Origin of the sequence: Streptomyces paradoxus (assembly GCF_014202475.1) — a bacterium.
GTDB classification, from domain to species: domain Bacteria; phylum Actinomycetota; class Actinomycetes; order Streptomycetales; family Streptomycetaceae; genus Streptomyces; species Streptomyces paradoxus.
This window is the reverse complement of the sequence record NZ_JACHGV010000003.1, coordinates 610,695-636,459: the sequence shown is the minus strand read 5'-3', so window position 1 is coordinate 636,459 and position 25,765 is coordinate 610,695. Positions and strand designations below refer to the sequence as shown.

Annotated in this window: 24 protein-coding genes; 12 read left to right on the top strand and 12 right to left on the bottom strand. The window is 70.5% G+C overall.

Annotated elements, in window-relative coordinates; genetic code table 11:
• Positions 1-55 precede the first annotated feature (55 nt).
• Positions 56-748 carry a cytidylyl-2-hydroxypropylphosphonate hydrolase gene (fomD, locus tag HNR57_RS12645; RefSeq protein ID WP_184559840.1) on the top strand — a complete coding sequence of 231 codons (693 nt, stop codon included), beginning with the start codon at positions 56-58 and terminating at the stop codon, positions 746-748.
• A 322-nt stretch (positions 749-1,070) separates the two neighbouring features.
• Positions 1,071-3,200: a SpoIIE family protein phosphatase gene (locus HNR57_RS12640; RefSeq protein ID WP_184559838.1), complete on the top strand. Its 2,130-nt coding sequence runs from the start codon at positions 1,071-1,073 to the stop codon at positions 3,198-3,200.
• Between the two features lie 56 nt (positions 3,201-3,256).
• Here HNR57_RS12640 and HNR57_RS12635 read toward each other — a convergent pair whose 3' ends face one another.
• Entirely contained in the window at positions 3,257-5,542 is a 2,286-nt protein-coding gene (locus HNR57_RS12635; protein WP_184559835.1) for a transglycosylase domain-containing protein, read from the bottom strand.
• Positions 5,543-5,803: 261 nt separating this feature from the next.
• Between HNR57_RS12635 and HNR57_RS12630 the strand changes: the two genes are divergently transcribed.
• The 5 genes from HNR57_RS12630 (at position 5,804) to HNR57_RS12610 (ending at position 10,664) form a co-directional block, all read left to right on the top strand.
• Positions 5,804-6,739 (top strand): SPFH domain-containing protein, encoded by a 936-nt coding sequence (locus HNR57_RS12630; protein WP_184559834.1) that lies wholly within the window; start codon positions 5,804-5,806, stop codon positions 6,737-6,739.
• On the top strand, positions 6,736-6,996 hold the full coding sequence (locus tag HNR57_RS12625) for a type II toxin-antitoxin system antitoxin (RefSeq protein ID WP_184559832.1): 261 nt from the start codon (positions 6,736-6,738) through the stop codon (positions 6,994-6,996). The genes HNR57_RS12630 and HNR57_RS12625 overlap by 4 nt, the downstream gene beginning before the upstream one ends.
• Positions 6,997-7,126: 130 nt before the next feature.
• Positions 7,127-7,651 carry a PadR family transcriptional regulator gene (locus HNR57_RS12620; RefSeq protein WP_184559830.1) on the top strand — a complete coding sequence of 175 codons (525 nt, stop codon included), beginning with the start codon at positions 7,127-7,129 and terminating at the stop codon, positions 7,649-7,651.
• Positions 7,648-8,337 carry an ABC transporter ATP-binding protein gene (locus HNR57_RS12615; RefSeq protein WP_107455658.1) on the top strand — a complete coding sequence of 230 codons (690 nt, stop codon included), beginning with the start codon at positions 7,648-7,650 and terminating at the stop codon, positions 8,335-8,337. The genes HNR57_RS12620 and HNR57_RS12615 overlap by 4 nt, the downstream gene beginning before the upstream one ends.
• The gene (locus tag HNR57_RS12610) at positions 8,334-10,664 is read left to right on the top strand and encodes an ABC transporter permease (protein ID WP_184559828.1); all 2,331 of its coding nucleotides are present in this window, start codon (positions 8,334-8,336) and stop codon (positions 10,662-10,664) included. The genes HNR57_RS12615 and HNR57_RS12610 overlap by 4 nt, the downstream gene beginning before the upstream one ends.
• Positions 10,665-10,680: 16 nt before the next feature.
• Here the strand turns inward: HNR57_RS12610 and HNR57_RS12605 are convergent, their stop codons facing one another.
• The gene (locus HNR57_RS12605; RefSeq protein WP_184559826.1) at positions 10,681-11,631 is read right to left on the bottom strand and encodes a LysR substrate-binding domain-containing protein; all 951 of its coding nucleotides are present in this window, start codon (positions 11,629-11,631) and stop codon (positions 10,681-10,683) included.
• A 133-nt stretch (positions 11,632-11,764) separates the two neighbouring features.
• Here HNR57_RS12605 and HNR57_RS12600 point away from each other — a divergent pair, with 133 nt between their 5' ends.
• Both HNR57_RS12600 and HNR57_RS12595 read left to right on the top strand, forming a co-directional pair.
• The gene (locus HNR57_RS12600; protein WP_031132607.1) at positions 11,765-12,319 is read left to right on the top strand and encodes a peroxiredoxin; all 555 of its coding nucleotides are present in this window, start codon (positions 11,765-11,767) and stop codon (positions 12,317-12,319) included.
• A gap of 6 nt (positions 12,320-12,325) precedes the next feature.
• The gene (locus HNR57_RS12595) at positions 12,326-12,859 is read left to right on the top strand and encodes an alkyl hydroperoxide reductase (protein WP_184559823.1); all 534 of its coding nucleotides are present in this window, start codon (positions 12,326-12,328) and stop codon (positions 12,857-12,859) included.
• Between the two features lie 82 nt (positions 12,860-12,941).
• Here the strand turns inward: HNR57_RS12595 and HNR57_RS12590 are convergent, their stop codons facing one another.
• From HNR57_RS12590 to HNR57_RS12575, 4 genes are all read right to left on the bottom strand, one after another.
• Positions 12,942-14,255: an AI-2E family transporter gene (locus tag HNR57_RS12590; RefSeq protein ID WP_184559821.1), complete on the bottom strand. Its 1,314-nt coding sequence runs from the start codon at positions 14,253-14,255 to the stop codon at positions 12,942-12,944.
• Between the two features lie 136 nt (positions 14,256-14,391).
• On the bottom strand, positions 14,392-15,084 hold the full coding sequence (locus tag HNR57_RS12585) for an aggregation-promoting factor C-terminal-like domain-containing protein (protein WP_446696900.1): 693 nt from the start codon (positions 15,082-15,084) through the stop codon (positions 14,392-14,394).
• A gap of 420 nt (positions 15,085-15,504) precedes the next feature.
• Positions 15,505-16,830: an RNA 5'-3' helicase PhoH2 gene (phoH2, locus tag HNR57_RS12580; RefSeq protein WP_062928844.1), complete on the bottom strand. Its 1,326-nt coding sequence runs from the start codon at positions 16,828-16,830 to the stop codon at positions 15,505-15,507.
• A gap of 354 nt (positions 16,831-17,184) precedes the next feature.
• A complete protein-coding gene (locus HNR57_RS12575) occupies positions 17,185-17,958 on the bottom strand; it encodes an isoprenyl transferase (protein ID WP_184559817.1) in 774 nt (257 codons plus the stop codon).
• A gap of 808 nt (positions 17,959-18,766) precedes the next feature.
• On the opposite strand from HNR57_RS12575, the gene HNR57_RS12570 reads away from it, so the two are divergent.
• Entirely contained in the window at positions 18,767-19,933 is a 1,167-nt protein-coding gene (locus HNR57_RS12570) for a winged helix DNA-binding domain-containing protein (protein ID WP_184559815.1), read from the top strand.
• Between the two features lie 18 nt (positions 19,934-19,951).
• Here HNR57_RS12570 and HNR57_RS12565 read toward each other — a convergent pair whose 3' ends face one another.
• The 5 genes from HNR57_RS12565 to HNR57_RS12545 form a co-directional block, all read right to left on the bottom strand.
• The gene (locus HNR57_RS12565) at positions 19,952-20,752 is read right to left on the bottom strand and encodes a class I SAM-dependent methyltransferase (RefSeq protein WP_184559813.1); all 801 of its coding nucleotides are present in this window, start codon (positions 20,750-20,752) and stop codon (positions 19,952-19,954) included.
• Between the two features lie 32 nt (positions 20,753-20,784).
• Entirely contained in the window at positions 20,785-21,261 is a 477-nt protein-coding gene (locus HNR57_RS12560; protein ID WP_184559811.1) for a GNAT family N-acetyltransferase, read from the bottom strand.
• A gap of 36 nt (positions 21,262-21,297) precedes the next feature.
• Complete coding sequence (locus tag HNR57_RS12555) at positions 21,298-22,176, bottom strand: LLM class flavin-dependent oxidoreductase (protein ID WP_184559809.1); 879 nt, start codon at positions 22,174-22,176, stop codon at positions 21,298-21,300.
• Positions 22,177-22,285: 109 nt separating this feature from the next.
• The gene (locus tag HNR57_RS12550; protein ID WP_184560399.1) at positions 22,286-23,245 is read right to left on the bottom strand and encodes a hypothetical protein; all 960 of its coding nucleotides are present in this window, start codon (positions 23,243-23,245) and stop codon (positions 22,286-22,288) included.
• 53 nt (positions 23,246-23,298) lie between these two features.
• Positions 23,299-23,958 (bottom strand): hypothetical protein, encoded by a 660-nt coding sequence (locus tag HNR57_RS12545; RefSeq protein WP_184559807.1) that lies wholly within the window; start codon positions 23,956-23,958, stop codon positions 23,299-23,301.
• Between the two features lie 285 nt (positions 23,959-24,243).
• Here HNR57_RS12545 and HNR57_RS12540 point away from each other — a divergent pair, with 285 nt between their 5' ends.
• Positions 24,244-24,627, top strand: coding sequence for a DUF192 domain-containing protein (locus HNR57_RS12540; protein ID WP_184559806.1), 384 nt, complete (start codon positions 24,244-24,246; stop codon positions 24,625-24,627).
• Positions 24,628-24,660: 33 nt separating this feature from the next.
• On the opposite strand, the gene HNR57_RS12535 is transcribed toward HNR57_RS12540, so the two are convergent.
• Positions 24,661-24,996, bottom strand: a complete 336-nt coding sequence (locus HNR57_RS12535; RefSeq protein WP_184559804.1) for a hypothetical protein — start codon at positions 24,994-24,996, stop codon at positions 24,661-24,663.
• Between the two features lie 307 nt (positions 24,997-25,303).
• Between HNR57_RS12535 and HNR57_RS12530 the strand changes: the two genes are divergently transcribed.
• Positions 25,304-25,729 (top strand): hypothetical protein, encoded by a 426-nt coding sequence (locus tag HNR57_RS12530; protein WP_184559802.1) that lies wholly within the window; start codon positions 25,304-25,306, stop codon positions 25,727-25,729.
• The last annotated feature ends 36 nt before the right edge of the window (positions 25,730-25,765 follow it).

Here is a 25,765-nt window from a genome sequence, read left to right as displayed (position 1 = left end):
GTGAACCGTGACACGCGCCGCAGCGTCGTATGCCTACGGCACCTAATATCTGTTCATGGCGGACGGTGGAGCGATGAGACGCGTGGAAACGGGTGGTGCGGCAGGCTTCTGGGCGCCCGGGAGCCGGATCCTGTGGCGGTACCGGGAGAACGGCGGCACGCACGTGCACATCGCGCGTCCCGTCACCGTCGTCCGGGACGACGCGGACCTGCTCGCCGTGTGGCTGGCGCCCGGCACCGAATGTGTGAAGCCCGTGCTCGCCGACGGCACGCCCGTGCACCTGGAACCGCTGGAGTCGCGCTACACCAAGCCGCGCACCGTGCAGCGCGACCGGTGGTTCGGCACGGGTGTGCTGAAGCTGGCCCGGCCCGGCGAACCCTGGTCGGTGTGGCTGTTCTGGGAGCCGGGCTGGCAGTTCAAGAACTGGTACGTGAACCTGGAGGAGCCGCTGGCCCGTTGGGCGGGCGGCGTCGACTCCGTCGACCATTTCCTGGACATCTCCGTCCATCCCGACCGCAGTTGGCACTGGCGGGACGAGGACGAGTTCGCCCAGGCCCTGCGAGACGGGCTGATGGACGACCAACAGGCGGAAAAGGTACGCGAGGCGGGGCGGGACGCGGTGGAGGTGATCCGCGCCTGGGGGCCGCCGTTCTCGGAAGGCTGGCAGCACTGGCGCCCGGATCCGTCCTGGACGGTACCGTCACTGCCGGAGGACTGGGATCGTACGCCCGCGCATGTGTCCACATGAGACCCTTGATGCGCCCCCGGGCAAGAAACGTAGGATCGTCCTCCGCAAGGGCGCGCGGCGGCAACTACCGGAGCACGCGCTGGGCTTGACCGATCGTCACCGAGGGGCGGCAGGACGTGAGCGAGGGGTACGAGGGCAACACCGGAAGGGCCTGCGCCACGGGCCCCAGGGGCCGTCGGACGGCCCCTGCGGGCCGCAGACGGTCCGCCGGTGGCACAGAAACAACCTCTGACCACGCGGGAATTCCGTTCCTGGGGCACGTATTCCGGGTATCGGAGTTTCGGCGGGACCATCTGCGCGCGCGGTGCGCAGCCCCGGACGGATGGATTCGACACGCGTGACGGAGCAGCCGACCTCGTTCGAACGCCCCCAGACGGGCGTCGACCCCGCGGATCCCCGCGGGGCGTTCGTGCATACCCCGACACCGGCGCGTGCGCCCGCCGCGGGCGCCTTACCGGTACAGGGCCGCCCCGGCGGCGACGTCGCCGTTCCGGTCACGACGGCACACAGCACGCCGGGCACTTCCACGCCGTTCGGCAAGGGCAAGGACACTGTGAGCGACCCCGCCTCCGAGCACTCCCAGCCGGGTGCCGAGCAGACCGCCGAGCGCGAGACGCCCCGGCCGCGTCCCGCCCCCGAGGGCATTCCGGTCCAGCCGGCCGACGAACAGGACCGGCCGCCGGTGACCACCGACGGGCAGGACCGGCGCAGCGGCCAGAGCCTGCCGCCGGGCCGCCCCACGCCCATGCGGCGGGACGGCGACCGGCTCAGGTTCGTGGGGGCCGCCACCCGGCGGATCGCCCGCGGCATCGACCTGGACGAGATCGTGATGGGGCTGTGCCGGGCGACCGTGCCCACCTTCTCCGACGCGATCCTGGTCTATCTGCGTGATCCGCTGCCGGTCGGCGACGAGCGGCCCACCGGCCCGCTGGTGCTGCGGCTGCGCCGCACCGACCGGATACCGGCGGAGCGCGACACGGAGAACGGCTTCCTGCCGGCCGCGCAGCCCGAGCCGAACGAGCTGGACACGGTCGGCGCCGAGCTGTGCGAGGTGCGGCCCGGCAGCGCGCTCGCCGAGGTCCTGCGGGGTGTGCGCCCGGTGTTCACGGACGCCCCGGCGGCCCAGGCCGCCCTGCCCGAACTGCTCGGTGAAGGCGGCGAGTTCGGTGTGCCGGACGGGCAGCGCGCGATCCTCGCCCCGCTGCGCGGCCGGCGCCGGGTCATCGGTGCGGCGCTGTTCCTGCGCCGGCCCGAGCGCATGGCGTTCGAGCCGGACGACCTCCTGGTGGCCGCCCAGCTCGCCACGCACAGCGCCCTCGGCATCGACAAGGCGGTGCTGTACGGCCGCGAGGCGTACATCGCGGACGAGCTGCAGCGCACCATGCTGCCCGAGACGCTGCCCCGTCCGACGGGTGTGCGGCTGGCCTCCCGCTACCTGCCGGCGGCGGAGACGGCCCGGGTGGGCGGCGACTGGTACGACGCGATCCCGCTGCCCGGCAGCCGGGTCGCCCTGGTCGTCGGTGATGTCATGGGCCACTCCATGACCTCGGCGGCCATCATGGGCCAGCTGCGCACCACGGCGCAGACCCTCGCCGGACTGGACCTGCCGCCGCAGGAGGTCCTGCACCATCTCGACGAACAGGCCCAGCGCCTCGGCGTGGACCGCATGGCGACCTGCCTCTACGCCGTGTACGACCCGGTATCGCACCGCATCACCATCGCCAACGCCGGCCATCCGCCGCCCGTCCTGCTCCACCTGGGCGGCCGCGCCGAGGTGCTGCGGGTGCCGGCCGGTGCCCCGATCGGCGTCGGCGGCGTGGACTTCGAGGCCGTGGAGCTGGACGCGCCCGCCGGGGCGACCCTGCTGCTCTACACCGACGGCTTGGTCGAGTCGCGCCTGCGCGATGTGTGGACGGGCATCGAGCAGCTGCGGGAGAAGCTCGCCGCGGTCGCGCAGCTCACCGGGCCGGATCACCCGCCGCCCCTGGAAGCGCTGTGCGACGAGGTGCTCGACATGCTCGGCCCGGGCGACCGGGACGACGACATCGCGCTGCTCGCCGCCCGCTTCGACGGGATCGCCCCCAGCGACGTGGCCTACTGGTTCCTGGAGCCGGAGGACGCCGCCCCCGGGCGGGCCCGCCGGCTGGCCCGGCGCGCACTGTCGCGCTGGGGCCTGGAGGAGCTCAGCGACTCCGTGGAGCTGCTCGTCAGCGAGGTCGTCACCAACGCCGTGCGGTACGCCACGCGGCCGGTGACGCTGCGCCTGCTGCGTACGGACGTGCTGCGCTGCGAGGTCGGCGACGACGTGCCGCAACTGCCGCGGCTGCGCCAGGCCCGGGCCACCGACGAGGGCGGCCGCGGGCTGTACCTGGTGAACCGGATGGCCCGGCGCTGGGGCGCGACCCGGCTCAGCACCGGCAAGGTGGTCTGGTTCGAGCTCAACCGCGGCTGAGCCCGCGGGGACGAGCGAAGGGCGCCCGGTGTTCACCGGGCGCCCTTCGGCGTCTCCTACTCGTCTTCGCCCGGCTTGACCGGGTCGAACGGGTCACGGCCGTCGCCCGGCGGTGTCGTCTGCGGGGACGTGGGCGGGGTGAGGGTGGGCGGTGCCGTCGACGGACTCGGCGGCGGGGACGACGAGGGCTGCTCCGTCGTCGGCGGCGGGGACGACGACGGCGCCTCGGTCGTCGGCTCCTGCGTGGGCTCCTTGGTCGGCTCCTGCGTGGGTGTCGGCGTCCAGGTCGGCTGGACGGCCGCGCCCTGCTGGGTCTCCAGGTCGAACTTGCTGACGTCGCCCGTCACACCGAAGGTGTACGCCGCCCAGATCTGCGCCGGGAAGCCACCGCCGTTGACCCGGGGTTCGCCGCCCGCCTTGTACATCGGGACCTGGGCGTGGGTCTTGGCGTCCTCGCCGAACAGGCCCACCGAGGTGACCAGGTTCGGCGTGTAGCCGGTGAACCAGGCCGACTTGTTGTTGTCGGAGGTACCCGTCTTGCCCGCGACCGGCTGGCCGTCGCGGCGGGGGTTGTTGGCCACGGCTTCCTGGGCGGTTCCGTCGTCCACCACGCCGGTCAGCACCGAGGTGACCGAGTCGGCGGCCTCGCGGCTGATGACCTGGGCGCCGACCGGGTCGGGCATGGTGACGTTCTGGTTGAGGTGCTCCGCCGACTTCAGGAGGGCCGGGGTGACCTTCCTGCCGTGGTTGTCGAGGGTCGCGTAGACACCGGCCATCTGCAGGGGGCTGGCGCCCATGCTGCCCAGGGTCTGCGCGGGGACGGCCTCCATGTTCTCGGTGTCCATGCCGAGTTCGCCGGCGACCTTCACCACCTCGGACATGCCCACGTCGACGCCCATCTGCGCGAAGACGGAGTTGACGGACTTGTTCATCGCCGTCTGGACGGAGATCGGCCCGTAGCTCCGGTCGTCCTCGTTCTCGGGGGCGAAACCGACCTTGGTGCCGTCCTCCACGACCTGGCGCTTGCTGGTGCCGTCGTAGATCGTGTCGGCCGTGATCGGCTTGCCGCTCTGCGTCTTCGCCTGCTCCTCCAGGGCCGCGGCCAGGATGACGGGCTTGAAGGTGGAGGCCGGCTGGTAGTCGGAGCGGGTGGCGTTGTTCGTGTAGTGCTTGAAGTAGTCCTCGCCGCCGTACATCGCGACCACCGCGCCGGTCTTGGGGTTCACGGACGCGGCTCCGGCCTGGACGTCCGCGTCGACCTTGCGCTTGTCGGGGTCGAGCTTGCTGGTCAGCTGCTGCCGGACGGACTTCTCCAGCGCGGCCTGCTTCTTCTTGTCGATGTTGAGCGTGAGGGTCCAGCCGCCGGCGTTGACCAGCGCCTCGGCTTCCTTGGCGCTGTCGGCGGTGCCCTCGGCGACGAGCCGCTTCTCCAGAGCCGCGTTGGCCGCGTTGACCAGATAGCCCTTCTGGCCCTCCATGCCGGGGGCGGGCTTGGGCTCCTTCGGCACCGGGAACTTCATGCCGGCCCGCTCGGACGCGCTCAGCCAGCCCTCGTCGACCATGTTGTCCAGGACGTAGTTCCAGCGCGCCTTCACCAGCTTCTTACCGTCCTCCGAGGCGACGGCCCAGTCGTACTGGCTCGGGGCCTGGAGGAGCGCGGCGAGGTAGGCGCCCTGCGCGACGTCGAGGTCCTCGGCGTCCTCGCGGTAGTAGGCCTGGGCGGCGGCCTGGATGCCGTAGGCGTTGCGGCCGTAGTAGCTGGTGTTGATGTAGCCGGCGAGGATGTAGTCCTTGGACTTCTCCCGGTCCAGCTTCAGCGAGATGACCATTTCCTTCAGCTTGCGCGAGACGGTCTGTTCCTGCGTCAGGTAGTAGTTCTTGACGTACTGCTGGGTGATCGTCGAACCGCCCTGCGCGCCCCGGCCGGACAGCGTGTTGAGCAGGCCGCGGGCGGTGCCCTTGAGGTCGACGCCGGCGTCCTTGTAGAAGGTCTTGTTCTCCGCCGCGACGAAGGTGAGCCGCACGCCCTTGGGGACCCTGGACAGGTCGACGACCTCGCGGTTGACCTTGCCGTCGCGGGCCATGACCGAGCCGTCGCTGTACTTGTAGATGTTGCTCTGGCGCTTGGCGTCGGCGTTCCCCTCGGGGATGTCGATCACCATGTACAGCACGATGAAGGCGCCCATACCCAGCAGGCACAGGCCGAGGAAGGTTCCGAGGATCTTCTTCCAGGTGAAGAGCCTGCGTATGCCGCTCTTCCCGGCCGCCCCCGACGAACGGCGCTTGGGTGCCGCCCGGCGCCCACCGCGCTGTCTGGCGCGTCTCTCTTCCGCTCGTCCCATGGGTCCGATCCGCTCCGCTTCGTTCATGTGTGCTCACGCGTCACACAGGTTCGCCGCTCAGGTCAGCTCAGAAAGCTAACACCGGGAGATAAGAGATAGGGCTGCCGATCCGGCCCTTTGCGGACGTGACAATCAGCACCCATCCCAACGGAACCGACGTACGAGACACGCGAAGGGTTGCCAGGACGCGATAAAGTGATATCACTTAGCTAGACAGAAGCTATGCAGGAGTGGCTTCGACAGAAGAACGGGGGACCACCCATGTCCACACACGACACGCAGGTCACCGCAGACGTGCCCGAGATGCCGGCGCCACGGGTGCGGGAGTTCACCGCGCACAGCATCGGCGGCGGGCTGGCCCTGCTGCTCGGTCTGCTCGGGCTGCTGGCCGGCGCGGGGCTGATCGCGCTCGCCCCCTCGGTGGACTCGAGCGGCGCCAAGGCCGGGCTGATCATCGGCGGCATCCTGGTCGCGCTCGCGGCGTTCCTCGCGATGTGCGGGCTGAACATGGTGGCGCCGGGCGAGGCCCGGGTCGTCCAGCTCTTCGGCCGCTACCGCGGCACGATCCGGCAGGACGGCCTGCGCTGGGTGAACCCCTTCACCTCCCGCACGAAGATCTCGACGCGTGTGCGCAACCACGAGACCGCCGTCCTCAAGGTCAACGACGCCTACGGCAACCCCATCGAACTCGCCGCGGTCGTGGTGTGGCGCGTCGAGGACACCGCCCAGGCCACCTTCGAGGTCGACGACTACATCGAGTTCGTCTCCACCCAGACCGAGGCGGCCGTCCGGCACATCGCCATCGAGTACCCCTACGACGCCCACGAGGAGGACGGCCTCTCACTGCGCGGCAACGCCGAGGAGATCACCGAGAAGCTCGCGGTCGAGCTGCACGCGCGCGTGGAGGCGGCCGGCGTGCAGATCATCGAGTCCCGCTTCACGCACCTCGCGTACGCCCCCGAGATCGCCTCGGCGATGCTCCAGCGGCAGCAGGCCGGGGCGGTGGTCGCGGCGCGGCGGCAGATCGTGGACGGCGCGGTGGGCATGGTGGAGGCTGCGATCGCCCGGATCACCGAGCGCGACATCGTGGAGCTGGACTCCGAACGGAAGGCGGCGATGGTCTCCAACCTGATGGTGGTGCTGTGCGGCGACCGGGCCGCGCAGCCGGTCCTCAACACCGGGTCCCTCTACCAGTGACGGTCCCTCCCGAAGGCCAGGGCCCGCAGCGCCGGCCGCAGCAGCAGCGCAAGCAGGTGCTGCTGCGGCTGGACCCGGCGGTGTACGAGGCGCTCGCGCGGTGGGCCGGGGACGAGCTGCGGTCGGCCAACGCGCAGATCGAGTTCCTGCTGCGGAAGGCGCTGGCCGAGGCGGGGCGGCTGCCGCGGGAGACCGGGCCGCTGCCCCGCCGGGGGCGTCCGCCAGGGGGGTCCCCTTCCGGCCCCCCGCCGGCCTGAACACCCGGACCGCCCGCGGCTGTTACGAAAGCGTGACAACACACTCCGACCTGCACGGCCGCACCCCACGCCAGGAACTGCACACTCGGCGTATACATGCCGCGTATACACCCCGTGTACAGTCCTGACCATGTCCATCGGTCACACTCTCCTGGGACTCCTGGAGTCCGGCCCGCGTCACGGTTACGACCTGAAACGGGCCTTCGACGAGAAGTTCGGTCACGACCGGCCGCTCCACTACGGCCAGGTCTACTCGACGATGTCCCGCCTGCTGAAGAACGGGCTCGTCGAGGTCGACGGCATCGAGGCGGGCGGCGGGCCCGAGCGCAAGCGGTACGCGATCACCGAGGCCGGGGTCACGGACGTCGCGCGCTGGCTCGCCACGCCCGAGAAGCCGGAGCCGTACCTCCAGTCGACCCTCTACACGAAGGTCGTCCTCGCGCTGCTCACCCACCGCGACGCCGGTGACATCCTCGACACCCAGCGCTCGGAGCACCTGCGCAGCATGCGGATCCTGACCGACCGCAAGCGCAAGGGCGATCTGGCCGACCAGCTCATCTGCGACCACGCGCTGTTCCACCTGGAGGCGGACCTGCGCTGGCTGGAGCTGGCCGCGGCCCGTCTGGACAAGCTCCGTGAGGCGGTGACCCGGTGACGATTCCCGCTGGTTCGCTCCTCACCGCCCAGGACCTGCGCAAGGTGTACGGGCCGACGACCGCGCTCGACGGCGCCGGGTTCTCCATCCACCCGGGCGAGGTCGTCGCCGTGATGGGCCCGTCCGGGTCGGGCAAGTCGACCCTGCTGCACTGCCTGGCCGGGATCGTCATGCCCGACTCGGGCTCGATCACGTACAACGGGCGCGAGGTGACCGCGATGAGCGACGCCGAGCGCAGTGCGCTGCGGCGCTCGGAGTTCGGGTTCGTGTTCCAGTTCGGGCAGCTCGTACCGGAACTCACCTGCGTGGAGAACGTCGCGCTGCCGCTGCGGCTGAACGGCTCCTCCCGCAAGGAGGCCGAGCGGACCGCGCTGGCGTGGATGGAACGGCTGGAGGTCGACGACCTCCGCAAGAAGCGGCCGGGCGAGGTCTCCGGCGGTCAGGGGCAGCGGGTCGCCGTCGCCCGCTCGCTGGTGACGAACCCGCGGGTGGTCTTCGCCGACGAGCCGACCGGCGCGCTCGACTCGTTCAACGGCGAGCGCGTGATGGAGCTGCTCACGGACGCCGCCCGGTCGGCCAACACGGCCGTGGTGCTCGTCACCCACGAGGCACGGGTGGCCGCGTACTCCGACCGCGAGATCGTCGTCCGGGACGGCAAGTCCCGTGACATGGAGCGCGTCGTATGAGCGTCAGGCAGTGGAGCCGGGACCTGGGCATGGGGGCCCGGTTCGCCCTCGCCGGCGGACGCGAGGGGTGGACCCGGGCGCTGCTCACGGCCGTCGGCGTCGGGCTCGGAGTGGCGCTGCTGCTGCTCACCACCGCCATCCCGGGCGCGCTGGCGGAACGGGACCGGCGCGAGGAGGCACGCAGCGACCACACCTTCGGCCAGCAGGAGATACCGAAGGCCGACAACACCCTGATCGTCGTGGACTCGGACACCATTTTCCGGGACCAGGACGTGCGCGGGCGCATGCTGGAGGCCGAAGGTCCGAAGGCTCCGCTGCCCCCGGGGGTGTCGGCGTTCCCCGCGGACGGCGAGATGGTCGTCTCCCCCGCGCTGAAGGAGCTGCTCGCCTCCGGCGACGGCAAGCTGCTGCGGGAGCGCTTGGACTACCGGATCACGGGAACGATCGGCGAGCAGGGGCTGGTCGGCTCGCAGGAACTCGCCTACTTCGCGGGCGGCACAGGGCTCGCGGAACGGCTGAAGGGCTCCGCCAGCGGAGCCCGGATCGACAGCTTCGGCAACCCGGACCTGGGGTCGTCCGACCCGTGGGACCCGGTGCTGCTCCTGCTGGTCCTGGTCGTCTTCGTGGTGCTGCTGATGCCGGTCGCCGTGTTCATCGCCGCGGCCGTGCGATTCGGCGGCGAGCGGCGCGACCGCAGGCTCGCGGCGCTGCGGCTGGTCGGCTCCGACAGCCGGATGACCCGGCGGATCGCCGCCGGGGAGGCACTCGCCGGTTCCGTGCTCGGACTCGTCCTCGGCACCGTGTTCTTCCTGCTCGGCCGGCAACTGGCGGCGTCCGTCGAGGTGTTCCGCGTCAGCGTGTTCCCGAGCTACCTGAACCCCTCCCCCCTGCTGGCCGTGCTGGTCGCACTGGCGGTGCCGGCGGCCGCGGTCCTGGTGACCATCCTCGCCCTGCGGGGCGTGGTCATCGAGCCCCTCGGCGTGGTGCGCACGGCCAGGCCCACGCGGCGCAGGCTGTGGTGGCGGCTGCTGCTGCCGCTGGGCGGACTGGCGCTGCTCTACCCGATGATCGGGCAGGGCGACGACGGCGGGAACTTCAACCAGTACCTGGTCGTCGGCGGCGTGATGCTGCTCCTGATCGGTGTCACGGCGTTGCTGCCCTGGGTCGTGGAGACGGTCGTCGCCCGGCTCGGCTCGGGCGGGGTCGCCTGGCAACTGGCCGTGCGCAGGCTCCAGTTGAGCAGCGGTGTGGCAGCTCGCATGGTCAACGGCATCGCCGTGGCGGTGGCCGGGGCGATCGCGCTGCAGATGCTGTTCGCCGGAGTGGAGGGCAACTACACCAGGGCGTCGCAGTACGACATCTCCCGGGCCCAGATGAGCGTGGACGTGCCGGACGGCAGCGACACCGCGGCCACCGTCGCGAAGTACCGCGACACCGAGGGCATGCGCAAGGTGACCGTCCTGTCGGACATGCATCTGGGCGACCGGCGCGGCGAGGCGGGGTCCATCATCCAGATCACCGTGGCCGACTGCGCTTCGCTGCGCGAGGTGGCCACGTTCCCCTCCTGCCGCGACGGTGACATCTTCGTGGCGAAGGGCTCGGAGTACGACAGCGACAGCGAGCGCCTGGCCAAGCCCGGCACCACCCTGTGGGCCGCGTCGGACGACTCCGGCGACCGCGCGGTCTCCTGGACGGTACCGCGGGACATCCGGGAGGCCGAGTCCCGCGAGGACCCCACCGGGTACATGCGCGGCGGCATCCTGATCACCCCCGGCGCGCTGCCCGAGAAGCTCGCAGCGCTCATCTCCACGCGGCTCTTCCTGAGCGTGGACCCCTCGGTGCCGGACGCCTACGACCACGTGCGCAACACGGCCGCGCGGCTCGACCCGACGTCCCAGCCGATGACCTGGCACAGCATCGAGAGCAACGACCGCTACGCCGCCATCCGCACCGGCCTGTCCGTCGGAGCCGCGTGTGTGCTGGCCCTGATCGGGGCGAGCCTGCTGGTCTCGCAGCTGGAGCAGTTGCGCGAACGCCGCAAGCTGCTGTCGTCCCTGGTCGCCTTCGGCACCAGGCGCCGCACCCTGGGCCTGTCGGTGCTGTGGCAGACGGCGATCCCGATCGGTCTCGGCCTGCTGCTCGCCGCGACGGTGGGCATGGCCCTGGGCGCGGTCCTGCTGCGGATGACCAACACGTCGGTCCGGGTGGACTGGCCGAGCGTGCTGTCGATGACCGGCATCGGCGCGGGCATCGTCCTCGTGGTGACGCTGCTGAGCCTGCCGCCGCTGCTGAAACTGATGCGGCCGGACGGACTGCGGACCGAGTAGGTGCTCGTACGGGGCGTCAGGCGTCGCGGTCGACGACCCGTACGGGCAGCGGCCGCAGCGCCTGGCGCAGGGCGGCCGCCAGCTCCTCGTACTCCCCGCCGCGCGCGGCCCCCGCACGCATCGCCAGCGCGATCCGGCGGGTGGGGGCCGGGTCGGCGAAGTACCCGGTGAGGAGCTGGTTGCTGCGGGAGGTCTCGACCTTGAGGGCGGTGCGCGGCAGCAGGGTGACGCCGAGCCCGCCCGCGACGAGCTGGACCAGCGTGGACAGCCCGGCGGCGGTCGTGGTGACCGGCACGTCGTCGCGGCCGGCCTCCCGGCAGATGTCGAGGGCCTGGTCGCGCAGGCAGTGGCCCTCGTCCAGCAGGAGCAGGTTCAGCTCGCGCAGCGCCTGACGCGGGATGCCCTCCCGGCCGCCGAGCCAGTGGTCGAGCGGGGTGACGAGTACGAAGTCCTCGTCGAACAGCGGCAGTTCGGTGACGCCCGGTACGCCCAGGGGCACGGCGAGCAGCAGGAGGTCGAGCCGGCCGCCGGCCAGGCCGTCGAGGAGGGTGGCGGTCTGCTCCTCGTGCACCTGGAGGTCGAGGTGCGGGTACCGCTCGTGGACGAGCCGCAGGACCGTCGGCAGCAGATAGGGCGCGACCGTCGGGATCACCCCGAGCCGCAGCACCCCGGTGAAGGGCGCCCGGGCCGCCTCGGCCTCCTCCATGAGCGCGCCCACCTCCCCCAGAACCGCCTTGGCCCGTACGGCGATCCGCTCGCCCTCCGGTGAGAGCAGCACCTTGCGCGTCGTACGCTCGAGGAGCGTCACTCCGAGTGTTTCCTCCAGGGCCGACACGGCGCCCGAGAGGGCGGGCTGGCTCATGCCGATCGCCGCGGCCGCGTCCCGGAAATGAAGGTGCTCGGCGACCGCCGCGAAGGCACGGAGCTGGGCGAGACTGGGCTGCCTGCGCTTATTACCGACAGTCACTGATAACTACCTCCGATCAACTCGACCGAGTGTAGCTATTTCCGTAATCAATCGAGCCTGTGCCAACATCAACACAGTCCAACCCATGGGAAACCCCCGCGATCCGGGAGTTTCTTCGCTGCAAGGAGAGTGTGTGCTCACCGTCGGTGACAAGTTCCCCGAGTTCGACCTGACCGCCTGCGTCTCGCTGGAGAAGGGCAAGGAGTTCCAGCAGATCAACCACAAGACCTACGAGGGTCAGTGGAAGGTCATCTTCGCGTGGCCCAAGGACTTCACCTTCGTGTGCCCGACCGAGATCGCCGCCTTCGGCAAGCTGAACGAGGAGTTCGCCGACCGCGACGCTCAGGTCCTCGGCTTCTCCGGTGACTCCGAGTTCGTCCACCACGCCTGGCGCAAGGACCACGACGACCTGCGCGACCTGCCGTTCCCGATGATGGCCGACTCCAAGCACGAGCTGATGCGCGACCTCGGCATCGAGGGCGAGGACGGCTTCGCCAAGCGCGCCGTGTTCATCGTGGACCAGAACAACGAGATCCAGTTCTCGATGGTGACCGCGGGCTCGGTCGGCCGTAACCCGAAGGAGGTCCTCCGGGTCCTGGACGCGCTCCAGACGGACGAGCTGTGCCCCTGCAACTGGTCGAAGGGCGACGAGACCCTCGACCCGGTCGCGCTGCTCTCCGGGGAGTGATCTGACATGTCGCTGGATGCCCTGAAGTCCGCCATACCGGACTACGCCAAGGACCTGAAGCTCAACCTGGGCTCGGTCATCGGCAACTCCGACCTGCCGGCCCAGCAGCTGTGGGGCACGGTCCTCGCGACGGCGATCGCCTCGCGCTCCCCGATCGTGCTGCGCGAGCTGGAGCCGGAGGCGAAGGCGAACCTGTCGCCGGAGGCGTACACGGCCGCCAAGGCCGCCGCCGCGGTGATGGCGATGAACAACGTCTTCTACCGCACCCGTCACCTCCTGTCGGACCACGAGTACGGCACCCTGCGCGCGGGCCTGCGGATGAACGTCATCGGCAACCCGGGCGTCGACAAGGTCGACTTCGAGCTGTGGTCCTTCGCCGTCTCGGCCATCAACGGCTGCGGCATGTGCCTGGACTCCCACGAGCAGGTGCTGCGCAAGGCCGGTCTCGACCGCGAGGTCGTCCAGGAGGCGTTCAAGATCGCCTCCGTGATCCAGGCGGTCGGCGTCACGCTCGACGCCGAGGCGGTCCTGGCCGGGTAACCCCCGGCCGCACGCCTCACAGCGCAGGGCCCCGTCCACCTGACCGGTGGACGGGGCCCTTCCGGTGTGCCGGGCTCCTCGCCTACTCCGCGGCGGGGGGCGTCTGCGGGGCCGGCTCCGCGCTCACCGCCGTGGCCCCGCGCGGCCGCACCGAGTGCCGGAGCGCCGACTTCTGCGAGTACGACCGCAGATACCCGGCGACCGTGTTCGTCACCGCCACCAGCGGCACGGCGACCACCGCACCGCCGATCCCGGCCACCATTCCCCCGCACGCCACCGACAGCACCACCGCCAGCGGGTGCACCCGCACGGCACGCCCCAGGATGAACGGCTGCAGGATGTGGCCCTCGATCTGCTGCACCGCCAGCACCACCACCAGCGTCATGACGGCCGTGAACACCCCCTGGGTGACCAGCGCGACGACCACCGCCAGCGCCCCGGACACCACCGCACCCACCAGCGGGATGAACGCGAACAGGAAGATGAACACCGCCAGCGGCACGGCCATCGGCACATCGAGGAAGTAGATGCCCAGCCCGATGAAGATGGCGTCGATCAGCGCCACGATCACCGTGCCCCGCACATACGCCGTCAGCGTCCGCCACGCCGCCGGCCCGGCCCCGGCCACCCCGGGCCGCGCCGCCGCCGGCACCAGCTTCAGCGTCCACTCCCAGATGCGCTTGCCGTCGTAGAGCAGGAACAGCGTCGAGAAGACCGACAGCAGGATCCCGGTGAGCGCCTCGACGACGACCGTCACGCCCTCCAGACCCGCGGAGGTGATCTGGTCGGTGTTCGCCCCGACCGCCTCGCGCAGGTTCGTGGCGATCTCGTTGATCTGCTTGTCCGTGACGTGGAAGGGGCTGTTCAGCAGCCAGTTCCGCAACTCGTCGATGCCGTCCTGGATCTGGCCCGAGAGGTCGTCGATGTTCTCCATGACCTGCCAGGTCACGAACCAGCCGATGAGGCCGATGACGACGAAGCCGAACATCGCCGTCAGCGCGGTCGCCGGCCCGCGCGGCACACCGTGGCGCCGCAGCCGCGCCACCGTCGGCTGCAGCATCGCCGTGATGAGCAGCGCGATGACGAACGAGAGCACCACGAGCTGGACGGCGCTGATGACCCGCATCAGCACCCAGAGGGTGCCCGCGAGGACGAGGAGCCGCCAGCCGGCCTCGGCCGCGACCCTCACCCCCCACGGCACGGCCAGCGCGGGGTCGGGGCGGGCGGCGACATCGGGGGCGTAGTCCGGGGGCGGCGGCACCTGGTCACCGGCGAGCGTCCCGGGCTCGGGGTCGTCCTGCTCCCGTTCGGCCTCGGCGCGGCGTTCGTTGTACCGCTCGCTGATCTCGGTCAGCCCGGCACCGAGCCGGCCGAGCCACCCTGGCACTCGCGACATGATCCGTCCTTTTCCCCCGTCTTGGCGCACCACTCCCCCGGGGAGCCGTCCGTCCGACCGTACATGGCGCGAGCCCCGCACCGGACGACGGTGCGGGGCTCGCGCGAAGGACGGGTTCGGCCGTGGGCCGGCCGGCTCAGTACCAGTTGTTGGCCTGCCAGAACGACCAGGCCTCACAGGGGCTGCCGTAGCGGTCGTTCATGTAGTTCAGGCCCCACTTGATCTGCGTGGCCGGGTTGGTCCGCCAGTCGGCGCCCACGGACGACATCTTGGAACCGGGCAGCGCCTGGAACATGCCGTAGGCCCCCGAGGAGGGGTTGACCGCCTTGTAGTTCCAGTCGGACTCGTGGTCCACGATGTTGCTGAAGCACTGGAACTGACCAGCCGGCACGATCTGCCGTGCCATCGCCTGGAGCTGCGCGATGCTGTAGGAAGTCGCGACGGGGAAGTCGGAGATGTCCTTGGAGCGGCTGGCGGCGGCTTCCTTGGCCTCCGCGCGCTCCTTGGCCTCCTTGGCCGCCTTCTCGGCGGCTTCCTTCTTCGCGATGGCCGTCTCGGCGGCGGCCTTGCGGGCGGCCTCCTCGGCGTCCTTCTTCGCGCTCGCGTCCGCCTGAATGGCCTGTGCGTCGGCCTGCTGCGTCAGCGACGCGGTCTGTACCTGGGCCTGCTGGCCCGCGGGGATGTCCGCGAGCAGCGTGGCGCCGGTTGCCGTCGCCTCCGCGTCGTTGTTCTGCGCGGTGCTGCCCGAGGCAACGCCGACGACGCTTCCGACAGCGGTGACCGCCGTGGCCGAAGCCACTGCGAATCCCCGGACCGAGATCCGGCTCACACGGTTTCCTTCCAGCATCGCCCGCTTCGGTGACCCTCGCGGACGCAATCGTGCCCCTGGCACTGGCCTCCCCAACTGCGGGGTCACGGGAGGCGCGGGCCCGGTGGGCAACTCCCCGGAGGGGAGCGCCGCGTGTTGCTCGGGCGGCATACGACATCGCTATGCAGTTGATGCTGATGCTTTTGTGGTGCCGTACCGCTGGGGGTACAGGTGTGTCGTATGCGGGGCCTGACAGGAGTGAGACTCTGCCGTAACCCGACGGGGCAAGGCAATTCCGAGTTGCGTGTGAAAGCTCACATCCCGTTTGACGTAGGAAATTCCACGGAACGGCCACACGCGAAGGCGCCGCCCGGCTAGGCTCTTGACCTTTTCCGGACGGCGCCAACTATCGCATAAGCGCCACTATTTGGCTCGGTGCGGTCAGATGTGCCCGTCTTCGAGCATTTCGGTCACAAGGGCCGCGATCTGGGACCTCTCGGACCGCGTCAGGGTCACGTGCGCGAAGAGCGGATGCCCCTTCAGCTTCTCCACGACGGCGACGACACCGTCGTAGCGGCCGACCCTGAGGTTGTCCCGCTGGGCCACGTCATGGGTGAGAACCACCCGTGAATTGGCCCCGATCCGGGACAGAACGGTAAGAAGTACGTTCCGTTCCAGCGACTGGGCCTCGTCCACGATCACGAACGCGTCGTGCAGCGAGCGGCCGCGGATGTGGGTGAGCGGCAGGACCTCCAGCATCCCGCGCGCGGTGACCTCCTCGATGACCTCGCGGGACGTGACCGCCGACAGCGTGTCGAACACCGCCTGCGCCCAGGGGCTCATCTTCTCGGCCTCGGAACCCGGCAGATAGCCCAGCTCCTGCCCGCCCACCGCGTACAGCGGACGGAAGACCATCACCTTCTGGTGCTGACGGCGCTCCAGGACCGCCTCCAACCCCGCGCACAGCGCCAGCGCCGACTTGCCGGTGCCGGCCCGGCCGCCCATCGACACGATTCCCACGTCCGGGTCGAGCAGCAGGTCGAGCGCGATCCGCTGCTCGGCACTGCGGCCCTTGATGCCGAACGCCTCACGATCCCCGCGCACGACACGGATGTTGCCCTCGGGCGTGACCCGCCCGAGTGCCTTGCCGCGCTCCGACTGGATCATCAGGCCCGTGTGCACCGGCAGTTCGGCGGCCTCGGGGACGTAGACGTGCCCCTCCTCGAAGAGGATGTCCACCTGCTCGCCGGGCAGGGTCAGTTCGGACATTCCGGTCCAGCCGGAGGAGTCCGTGATGGCGAGCTCCGCGCGGTACTCCTCGGCGAGGAGTCCGACGGAGGACGCCTTGATCCTGAGCGGGAGGTCCTTGGACACGACGGTGACGTCGAACCCCTCGGCCTGCAGGTTGCGGGCGACCGCGAGGATGCGGGAGTCGTTGTCCCCCAGGCGGTAGCCGCTGGGCAGCACGCTGGGGTCCGAGTGGTTGAGCTCGACACGGACGGTCCCGCCCAGATCCCCGATCGGGATGGGGGCGTCGAGGCGACCGTGCCGGACCCGGAACTCGTCGAGCAGGCGCAGGGCCTGCCGGGCGAAGTAGCCGAGTTCGGGATGGTGCCGCTTGGCCTCCAGCTCCGTGACCACGACGATGGGGAGCACGACCTCGTGCTCGTCGAAGCGGTTCAGGGCGTTCGGGTCGGCCAGCAGGACGCTGGTGTCGAGAACATAGGTGCGCCGGTCGGGCTTGTGGCGCTTTGTGCTGGTCACCACGGAAGGACGTACCCCCTCGGATGAGGTCGGGGAGCGACGGTATGGAGCTGGACCGGTCGTCGGCCGCCCTGCGCGGGCCGAAAACCGGCCCTCCGCCTCTTCGTCCGTGCTGTGACCGCACGATCGGGCTGGTGCAAAGGGCCTCCCGGGCGGACGGCCCCGTGCCGCCCGCTGAGATACGACACCCGTGGTTCGGGCGTCGACCTGTCTGGGTTATGCCCTCGAACGAGCGTCGCCATGCCACGGCATATGACGGCGAGCCGGTGAACTCCGTGTTACGCGCGTCCTCAAGGGGGTACCGGGAGGTGCCGTGACGTGGGACGTCCTGCGTCCGCGGTGCCCGGCGGCGGTACGTCAGCCGCCGTAGCGCCGGTGCCGGATGGCGTAGTCGCGCATGGCGCGCAGGAAGTCGACCTTGCGGAACGCCGGCCAGAACACGTCACAGAAGTAGTACTCGGAGTGAGCGGTCTGCCAGAGCATGAATCCGGACAGCCGCTGCTCGCCGCTGGTGCGGATCACCAGGTCGGGGTCGGGCTGGTCGCTGGTGTAGAGGTGACGCCCGATCATGTCGGTGTCGACGGCCTCGGCGAGCTCCTCCATCGAGGTGCCCCGGTCCTTGGCGTCGAGCAGCATCGAACGCACGGCGTCGGCGATCTCCTGCCGGCCGCCGTACCCGATGGCGACGTTGACCACTATGCCGTCGACGTGCGCGGTGGTCTCCTCGGCCTCCTTGAGGACCGTCTGCATCCCCGCGGGCAGCAGGTCGGGCGTGCCCACGTGGTGCACGCGCCAGCGGCCGTCGGCGGCCAGGGTGCGCACGACGTCCTCGATGATGCCGAGCAGGGGGACGAGCTCCTCCTGCGGCCGGTCGAAGTTGTCCGTGGAGAGCAGCCAGAGCGTGACGACCTCGACATCGGTCTCGGTGCACCAGCCGAGGAACTCCTCGATCTTCCCGGCACCGGCCCGGTGGCCGTCGACGGTGCTGGAACCGGCGGCCTTCGCCCAGCGCCGGTTGCCGTCCATGATGACGCCGATGTGCTTGGGCACCTGAGCGTGGTCCAGGTGACCTTCCACCCGGCGTGCGTACAGCCTGACCAGCAGGCCGCGCAGCTTGTCGCGCAGGTTCACGTGATCGTCAGCCCCTCCGTAAGGATCGGACAGGCCGCGATGTGCGGCCCGGTCGTGGCCGCGGGCGGTCCCTGCCCGTGTGGCAGTCCCCGGAGGCGAAGCCTACCCCCGCTGCGCCGGTGGGCCGCCAACCGGGGCGGAACGAATGGTTCCGGCCGGTGGTTCGAGCCGCCCGGCGGACCCACGAAAAACGGGCCGGTCCGTGGGGGGGAGACGGACCGGCCCGAGGGGGGGTTTCCACCATAACCCTTCGTAAGTGATGCTGCGCGCATCGGCGTGCCACAACTACTCTCCGGAGCCGCCCGGCGACGCGGCGATGACCGCGGAGCCTCTCGTTCAGGGCTCGCTTCTGGCCGAAACATGGCGCATACGCAGGGGAATCGGGCGCCCTGGGGCAGGATCCGGAGGATTTGCCGCACCTTGGGGCCCGCATGGGTGACATGTCCCGGCATCCCCCCGACGGGTGACCCGGCGGCGAACGTCCGCTTGACCCGGAGGCATCCACGGACCGTCGCCGATTCGCCGCTTTGCCGCCTCGACATCGCCACCGCGCGAGGGCCGGCGAGAGGCCTGGCACCGCGCAGCCCCCTCCACTGCGCGGTACCGCCCGCGCAGCTTTGCTCACGCGAATTGCCTGGGTCGAATCTACGCGAGTGGCGTCGCGGAGGCGAGCTGCGGGCGATAACGATGTGAAAACCCTCGGCGGATGATGCGCAAGTGCAGTGAGCGAAAGGGGTGACCCACGTCCGGCACGCCTCGGGCGGCGTAGAGGACAGGAACTGACCTCATTGCCGTCTAGCGTCGCATCATGACGACGATGGTGAGCATCACGTGGGACGCGGCGAGCGCGCGCCGGGCGGAGCGGCAGTTCCTGGCCAGGCCGGCCGGGACCGGCACGCCGGTCGCCGAGGTGGCCGGCGCGATGCGGGGCGTGCACGCGCAGGTGCTCTCCGCGGCCGAGCTGTCGGTGGGGATGCGGATGGACGGCGCGACCCGGGCGGACGTCCGGTCCGCGCTCCGGGAAGACCGGTCCCTCGTCAAGACGTACGGTCCGCGCGGCACGGCCCATCTCCTCCCGGCCCGTGAACTCCCCCTCTTCTGCGCAGCATTGACGGCGGTGCCGACCGGGCCGAGTCCGTTCCCTCCCGATGTGCGCCTTACCGAGGAGCAGGCCGCCCAGGTCGTGACGGCGATCGGCGAAGCGCTCGACGGCAGGTTCCTGACCCTCGACGAGCTGTCCGAGGAGGTCGTCGCCCGCACGGGGCCCTGGGCCGGTGACCGTGTGATGCCGGCGTTCCAGGACCTGTGGCCGCGCTGGCGCCAGGTGATGCACCGGGCCGGCTGGGCGGGCACGCTGTGCTTCGGCCCCGACCGCGGCCGCAAGGCGACGTACACGCGCCCCGCCTGGAGGGGCCAGGAGGCGGGCCACGGGGAGGGCGGCGCGGTGCCCGCGTTCGTCGACCGCTATCTGCGCGCGTACGGCCCGGCGACCCCGGCGCAGTTCGCGCGGTGGCTGGCGGCGCCGCCCGGCTGGGCCACGGCCCTGTTCGGCGAACTGGCCGCCGCGGGTCGTATCGAGGAGGTCCGCTTCGAGGGAGCACCGGCGTGGGTGGTGGCGGGCGACACCGACTTCCCGGACGGCCCCGCGCGGGGTGTCCGCCTGCTCCCCTACTTCGACGCGTACGTCGTCGCCGGACAGCCCCGCGAGCGGCTGTTCCCCGGGACGGCCTACCAGCGCGCCCTCGGGGGCGGCCAGGCGGGCAACTACCCGGTGCTGCTCGTCGACGGTGTCGTGGCGGGGGTGTGGCACCAGCGGCGCCGGGGCCGTCGTACGACCGTCACGGTCGAGCCGCTCGTCCCGCTGACGGCACGGCAGGAACGGGAGCTGGGCGAGCAGGTGGAGCGGGTGGGCGAGGTGCTGGAGGCGGCACCCGAGCTGGTGGTGGGAGAGGTGACGGTGGGCCCGCACGCGTGAGCACGGGCCCGGGGCGGGTCAGCCCGGCTTGCGCGCGTCGAAGAGGTGACGGGTGCTGTGGGCGACGAAGGGGCCCTCGGCGCGGATGCGCTCGTGCAGCTCCCGCAGCTTCGGCTCGTACGCCTCGACGGTGAAGCCGGGGACCATCCAGACCACCTTGCGCAGGAAGTGCACGACCGCGCCGATGTCATGGAACTCCATGCGCAGCCGCTCCGCCCGCAGATCGACGACGTCGAGCCCGGCGGCCTCGGCGTCCGCACGCTCACGGTCGGGATGACGGGCACCGCGCACGGCGTCCGGCTGGGGCCCGAGGAAGTACTCGACGAGTTCGAAGACGCTGCTCGGGCCGACGTGCTGGGCGAAGTACGTCCCGCCGGGCTGGAGGACGCGGGCGATCTCCTCCCAGTGCGGGCGGACGGGATGACGGCTGACGACCAGGTCGAAGGCACCGTCGGCGAAGGGCAGCGGGTCGTCCTCGGCAGCGGCGACGACCGCGACGCCGCGCGGACGGAGCAGGGCGGTGGCCTTGGCGACGTTGGGCGGCCAGCCTTCGGTGGCGATGGTGAGGAGGGGCGGGTTCGGGGCGGCGACCCTGGCGAGGGCGAAGTCCAGCACCTCTCCTCCCCCGGTCTGCACGTCGAGCACCGCACTCGCCCGGCCGAGACGCTCGGACATCGACACGGCGTATCCCCAGGAGGGACGGGCTTCCGTCGCCCGCCCTTCGAACCAGGAGAAATCCCATCCCTCGGTGGGGACGGAGGCCGCTTCGGCGAGGAGGTCTTCGAAGGTGGCGGGGTGCGGGTTCGGGTGCTCTGCCATGGAGGGATGGTGGCAGGGGGAGGACGGGGACGTCACGCGCTTTCTGCTCCCGCGAGGACGAGCATGACGTGCTCGTTGTCGCCGTGCCGGACGGTGCCGGTCCGCTGGAAGCCGTGCTTCTCGAGGAGGCGTACGGAGCCGGTGTTGTCGATGACGGGGTCCGCGTGCAGGGGCCGGTTCCGCTCCCGCTCCAGGAAGAGGGCGAGGGCCCGGCTGCCGATGCCGCGGCCCCAGTACGGGCGTCCGAGCCAGTAGCCGAGGAAGCGGCGGTCCCCCTCCCACCAGGCGACGACGCTGCCGGCGACCTCACCGTCGACGGTCACGGCCTGCACGAAGACGGTGCCGTCACCGAGGACCTTGGTCGTCCAGTGCCGCAGGAACGCCTCGCGCGGCCGAGGCGTGAACCTCGACCGGCGAACGGCTTCCGGGTCGTGCTCGTACGCCAGGAGGAACTCCAGGTCGTCCTCCACGACATCCCGCAGACGCACGTCCTCGCTGTCATCGCTCATGCCCGGAGTGTGGCAGCCGCCACTGACATCGGGCCCTCAGGGAACCAGGGGCCGCACTTCCTCGGCGGCGAAGCGCACGAACCCCTCCGGGTCGGGCTCGTCCGCCGTCGGCTGCAGGACGACGCTGTCGGCCCCGGCCTCGACCAGTCGCGCGACGGCTTCGGCGACGGCCCGGGCGTCCCCGGCGACCCCGAGGTCCGGAACGGCTTCGTCCCCCTCGGCCGTGAGCTCCGCACGCAGCCTGGCGGCGGCGTCGGGCCCGGTGGCGGTGAGGAGATAGACGACGAGGGGGTGGGGCCCTGTCCCCCGGCCGGCCGCGGCGCGCCCCTCCTCGACGAGCTGCCGGGCCTTGCGCACGCCGTCGGCGTTCGTGGAGGCGGTGAGGATGGTCCCGTCGGCGGCCTCTCCGGTGAGCCGCAGGGACCGCGGCCCGGTGGCCCCGGCGAGCACCCCGCCGTAGGGGCCCTCGGGCGGCCAGTCCAGGGCGACGTCGTCGAGCGTGACGTACCGCCCGTCGACGGTGACCCGCTCGCCGCGCAGCAAGGCCCTGAGCGCGAGGAGGTGCTCGCGCAGCAGGGTGACCGGTGACTCCACGCGAGCACCGACCTGCCCCATCCAGTCCTGCACGCCGTGCCCCACACCGAGGATCGCCCGCCCCGGGAACATCCGGTGCAGCGAGGCGGCCTCCATGGCCGTGATGGCGACATTCCGCAACGGCACGGGCAACAGCCCGACCCCGACCCGCACACGCTCGGTCCACGCGAGGGCGGCTGCGGCGGTGGAGATTCCGCCTTCTCTGAAACAGTCCTCCCAGAGCCAGAGTTCTTCGAGGCCGGCGTCATCGGCCAGCCGGGCGACGGCCCGGAGCCGCTCGGGGGCGAGTTGGGGGCGGAATACGGCGCCTAGTGGGGTCATGCTGCCGTTCTTACCCGGGCCGAGGCGCGACGGACAACGCAATTCGCGTCGGCCGGGCGGGCCATCCCCCTCACGGTGGTCGTCCCGCCCGGCCGGAACCGGTGCCCGCTCAGCGGTTGACGGCCTGGATCTCCTGCACGACCACGTCCTGGGTGGCGCCGAACGTGCCGTCGGGGAGGTCGCCGCCCGCGCCGCCGGAGCCGGTCCAGTCGATCTCCCAGGTGACGGTGGCCTGGAGGGGGTAGGTGCCGTCGCCCGAGGAGCGCAGGTACCTCACTCCGCAGGGCGGCGTCCGGTCGGCCTTGCCCTTGGCGTAGGGCTCGCCGATGCGGTCGCCCTCTGCTTGGCAGACGCCGGAGGCCGGGTAGGTCACGGCGTCCTTGGTGCCGGGTTCGATCCTGAGCGACTTCGGTCTCGCGGTCGCGGTCGCCGTGATGCCGATGACGGGTACGGACGCGGTGACGGACACCGGCTTGAAGTCTGCGACGTCCAGCCAGGCCCAGGTCGGGAGGTTGACCTTGGTCGCCGCGGCGGGTGCCAGGGTGACCTTGGTGCTGGGGACGCGGATCTCGGCGTAGGCGAGTTCGGCGAGGATCTCGGGCGTGACGGCGTTCTGGATGTCGGCGGGCGGCGGGTCGCCCTGGTCCACCCAGAAGGGCTCTTCCGTGCAGGCGTCCCAGCCCGGGGGGAAGTCCTCGTCGACGAACGAGTCCCAGAAGTAGCCCTTGCCGGTCTTGTCCTTGTTGAAGTCCTTGTACGGCTTCCCGTTGACGTAGCGGTCGCGCTGCTTCGCGTCCCACTCGTAGCCCGTCGAACCGGCCTCCCAGACCGGCTCCATGGTCTTCTGGAGCTGCTCCGGGGTGTACTTCGGGGCGTACCAGCAGGGGGGCGGGGTCCAGGACGTGGCGGAGGTGAGCGCGCCGGCGGAGTTGCCGCTGCCGTTCTTGGAGCGGTCGAAGACGACGCCGCCTACGGTTACGGAGACGGTGCCGTCTTTGCCTGCATCGGCTTTCTGTGTCTCGCCGTCCGTGCCGCCGAACCCCTTCTCGGCATAGGCAGGGCCCGACATGGCCAGGGCTACCACTACGAGGCCCGACGTGAAGAGCAGGCGTCCGGTACGGATCAAGGCTGACACTTCGCGCTCCCCCGCTGCGAGATCAGTCGCTCGGTCACCCATACGCCCTTGTCGTTCTTGCGCAGGGTGCCGGCGTAGACGACGTAACTGTCCTTCGTCACCGGCGTGACATCGGTCTTTCCGGTCTTCAGGAACTTGTTGAACGCCTTGCTCTGGTCCTCGCAGTACACGAGTGCGGCCGTGCCGTCGTCCTTGATGGTCAGGCTCTCGTTGTAGTACCGGGTCAGACCAGTCGTACGTGCTTTGTGGTCGACGAACTCCTGGATGTACTTCTGGCTTTCGGCGGCGGCCGTGCCCTCCGAGTAGAAGCGGTAGGCCTTGTCGAGAGGGTCCTGCTTGGCGATCGCCATGTCGACGGCCCTGATGCGCTGCTCGGCATCGTGGAACACGGCGTCCTTCTGGGCGTCGCCGGTCTTCTTCCATTCGAACTCGTAGGTCACGTCCGACGGCAGCTCGATCTTCGGCCGTCCGCTCGCACCTGGCTCGCTCGGGCCGGCCGAGGGCGACGCCTTGTCACCGGTGTCCGCGCCCGCGATCTTGTCGTTGCCCTTGCCCGCGGAGCTGTCGTCGCTCCCGCACGCGGACAGCGTCAAGGCCGCAGCGGCGGTCAGCGTGAGCGCTGCGAGGAGGGTGGGGCGGCGGTTCACGGTCGGCTCCTGGGAGGTGGCGAGGCTTCTCTTGAGCGAACCAAAGCTATACAGCGGGGTGCGGCGGCACCAGGGTGAAGGTTGTCAACTCGCGCGGCGTATGGGGAGAAATCGGTGATTCGCCGTCACCTTCGGGCCGTAACGGTTGCGTAACGCGCCAATGCCGGGGGCCAACGCCGGTGCGTTCGGGGGCGTTTCAGTCAGGAACGAGCAAAGAGCTTGGGTCCGTGGGCCCATGTGGAGGGCTGTTCTCTGCGGATACGTTCGGGGTCGGAGGTGGTCCGGATGGGGCGGCGTTGGCGGGACGGGCGTGGGGATCTGGTCGTGCTCGGGGGTGGCGGGGGGCCGTCCGTCTCGGTGCCGCTGGAGATCGCAACCTCCTATCGGGCCCGTACGAAGGGGCTGTTGGGGCGGGACTCCGTCGACGGGGCGATCCTGCTCTCCCCCGCCAACAGCGTGCACACCTTCCGGATGCGCATTCCGATCGACGTCGCCTATCTGGACCGGCACCTGCGGGTCATCGCCGTGCGGACCATGCGACCGGGGCGGCTGGGAATGCCCCGGCTGCGGGCCCGGCATGTGGTGGAGGCGGAGGCCGGGGTCATGGGTGGGTGGGGGGTGCGGGTAGGGGTTCGAGTGGAGGTGGTCGTGCCCACGGAGGGAGGTTAGGGCCTCACTTCAGGGAGCTTCACGGCAGGTCGCTCACCCGCACGTACGGTCCGAGGGAGGCAGTTCCGCCTCGGCAGGGAACAGGACGGGAATGCCCAGTGACCTGGCCAGGCGGCGCGCGAGTTCCGGTTCCGTGGGCGCCTCGTTGACCAGGGCGTCCGCCACGTAGATCTCCAGGGACATCGACAGGTCGCCGCGCAGCCTGATGTAGCCGCACAGCACGGGTGCGCTCCAGTCGCGACGGCTCTGGTCGTCGTCCTGGTCGGCCACGTCCACGTCGGCGCCTTCTGTCCGCACCGCCTTCAGCAGAGCCTCGGCGAGTGATGCGGGCGGAACCGGCGGCCCGACCAGCAGCAGGTCGTAGTTCATCGGTCAGTTCCGCCGTTCTCGGGCCCGAGTGGTGCTGTCAGTGGCTCGTTCCTTCGCTTCAAAGGGTGAAGAGCGTGCTTGTGCCGCATTGGATAGAGTCACATATATGAGTACCGACTTGTCTGGATGGCTGGAATGCAGGCCCAGGCCTGGGCGCTTTGGCACTGAACACGCTCTGTGGGAGCCCTTCTCCGAACTCCGGCACCTTCATTGGGCCCGTGATTACATGTCGTGGTCAGCGCTCTTTGACGTCCGGAGTGTGGAGCCTGTCAGAGCGCTCTTCCCTGACCGCGGAGCCCCCGTAGACATGTCGGACGCCGCACGAAGGGATGCGGACGAATTCGAGGGCCACAGTCATTCGTGGTTCTCGTGGCGTGAACTGTCGGCTGTCGACTGGAACGCATCCTGCACCGACGGCCCGTCTCGGCACTGGGTCCGCCGCTGGTCCCGTGCCCATGAAGGATCCCTCGCGCCCGACGGATTGGCCGCACTCCCGGATGAGCTGTACGACTCGGCCGCCGCCAAGTTCGGAGAAGGCAACATCGCTCCCTCCCGGTGGCCCGCCGACGGAGAGCTCCAACTCGGCAACGAGGTGTACCGGCCTGTCGTCCCTGCCTATCGCGACCTGGTACCGGCCGACGGACCATGGCAACCCGTGTGGAACGTGATGGGCACGCTGGCCGAACTCCATGGTGAGGACAACGTCCGCCTCGTCGTCTGGTTCGGCGGCTGAACGGAAACCTGGGGGCATCAGTCGTGCATCACGGGG

Coding starts and splice junctions, on each gene's coding strand:
- fomD (WP_184559840.1), top strand. CDS start 56: ATGGCGGACGGTGGAGCGATGAGACGCGTGGAAACGGGTGGTGCGGCA.
- HNR57_RS12640 (WP_184559838.1), top strand. CDS start 1,071: ATGGATTCGACACGCGTGACGGAGCAGCCGACCTCGTTCGAACGCCCC.
- HNR57_RS12635 (WP_184559835.1), bottom strand. CDS start 5,542: ATGGGACGAGCGGAAGAGAGACGCGCCAGACAGCGCGGTGGGCGCCGG.
- HNR57_RS12630 (WP_184559834.1), top strand. CDS start 5,804: ATGTCCACACACGACACGCAGGTCACCGCAGACGTGCCCGAGATGCCG.
- HNR57_RS12620 (WP_184559830.1), top strand. CDS start 7,127: ATGTCCATCGGTCACACTCTCCTGGGACTCCTGGAGTCCGGCCCGCGT.
- HNR57_RS12610 (WP_184559828.1), top strand. CDS start 8,334: ATGAGCGTCAGGCAGTGGAGCCGGGACCTGGGCATGGGGGCCCGGTTC.
- HNR57_RS12595 (WP_184559823.1), top strand. CDS start 12,326: ATGTCGCTGGATGCCCTGAAGTCCGCCATACCGGACTACGCCAAGGAC.
- HNR57_RS12590 (WP_184559821.1), bottom strand. CDS start 14,255: ATGTCGCGAGTGCCAGGGTGGCTCGGCCGGCTCGGTGCCGGGCTGACC.
- HNR57_RS12570 (WP_184559815.1), top strand. CDS start 18,767: ATGACGACGATGGTGAGCATCACGTGGGACGCGGCGAGCGCGCGCCGG.
- HNR57_RS12565 (WP_184559813.1), bottom strand. CDS start 20,752: ATGGCAGAGCACCCGAACCCGCACCCCGCCACCTTCGAAGACCTCCTC.
- HNR57_RS12560 (WP_184559811.1), bottom strand. CDS start 21,261: ATGAGCGATGACAGCGAGGACGTGCGTCTGCGGGATGTCGTGGAGGAC.
- HNR57_RS12555 (WP_184559809.1), bottom strand. CDS start 22,176: ATGACCCCACTAGGCGCCGTATTCCGCCCCCAACTCGCCCCCGAGCGG.
- HNR57_RS12550 (WP_184560399.1), bottom strand. CDS start 23,245: ATGTCGGGCCCTGCCTATGCCGAGAAGGGGTTCGGCGGCACGGACGGC.
- HNR57_RS12540 (WP_184559806.1), top strand. CDS start 24,244: ATGGGGCGGCGTTGGCGGGACGGGCGTGGGGATCTGGTCGTGCTCGGG.
- HNR57_RS12535 (WP_184559804.1), bottom strand. CDS start 24,996: ATGAACTACGACCTGCTGCTGGTCGGGCCGCCGGTTCCGCCCGCATCA.
- HNR57_RS12530 (WP_184559802.1), top strand. CDS start 25,304: ATGTCGGACGCCGCACGAAGGGATGCGGACGAATTCGAGGGCCACAGT.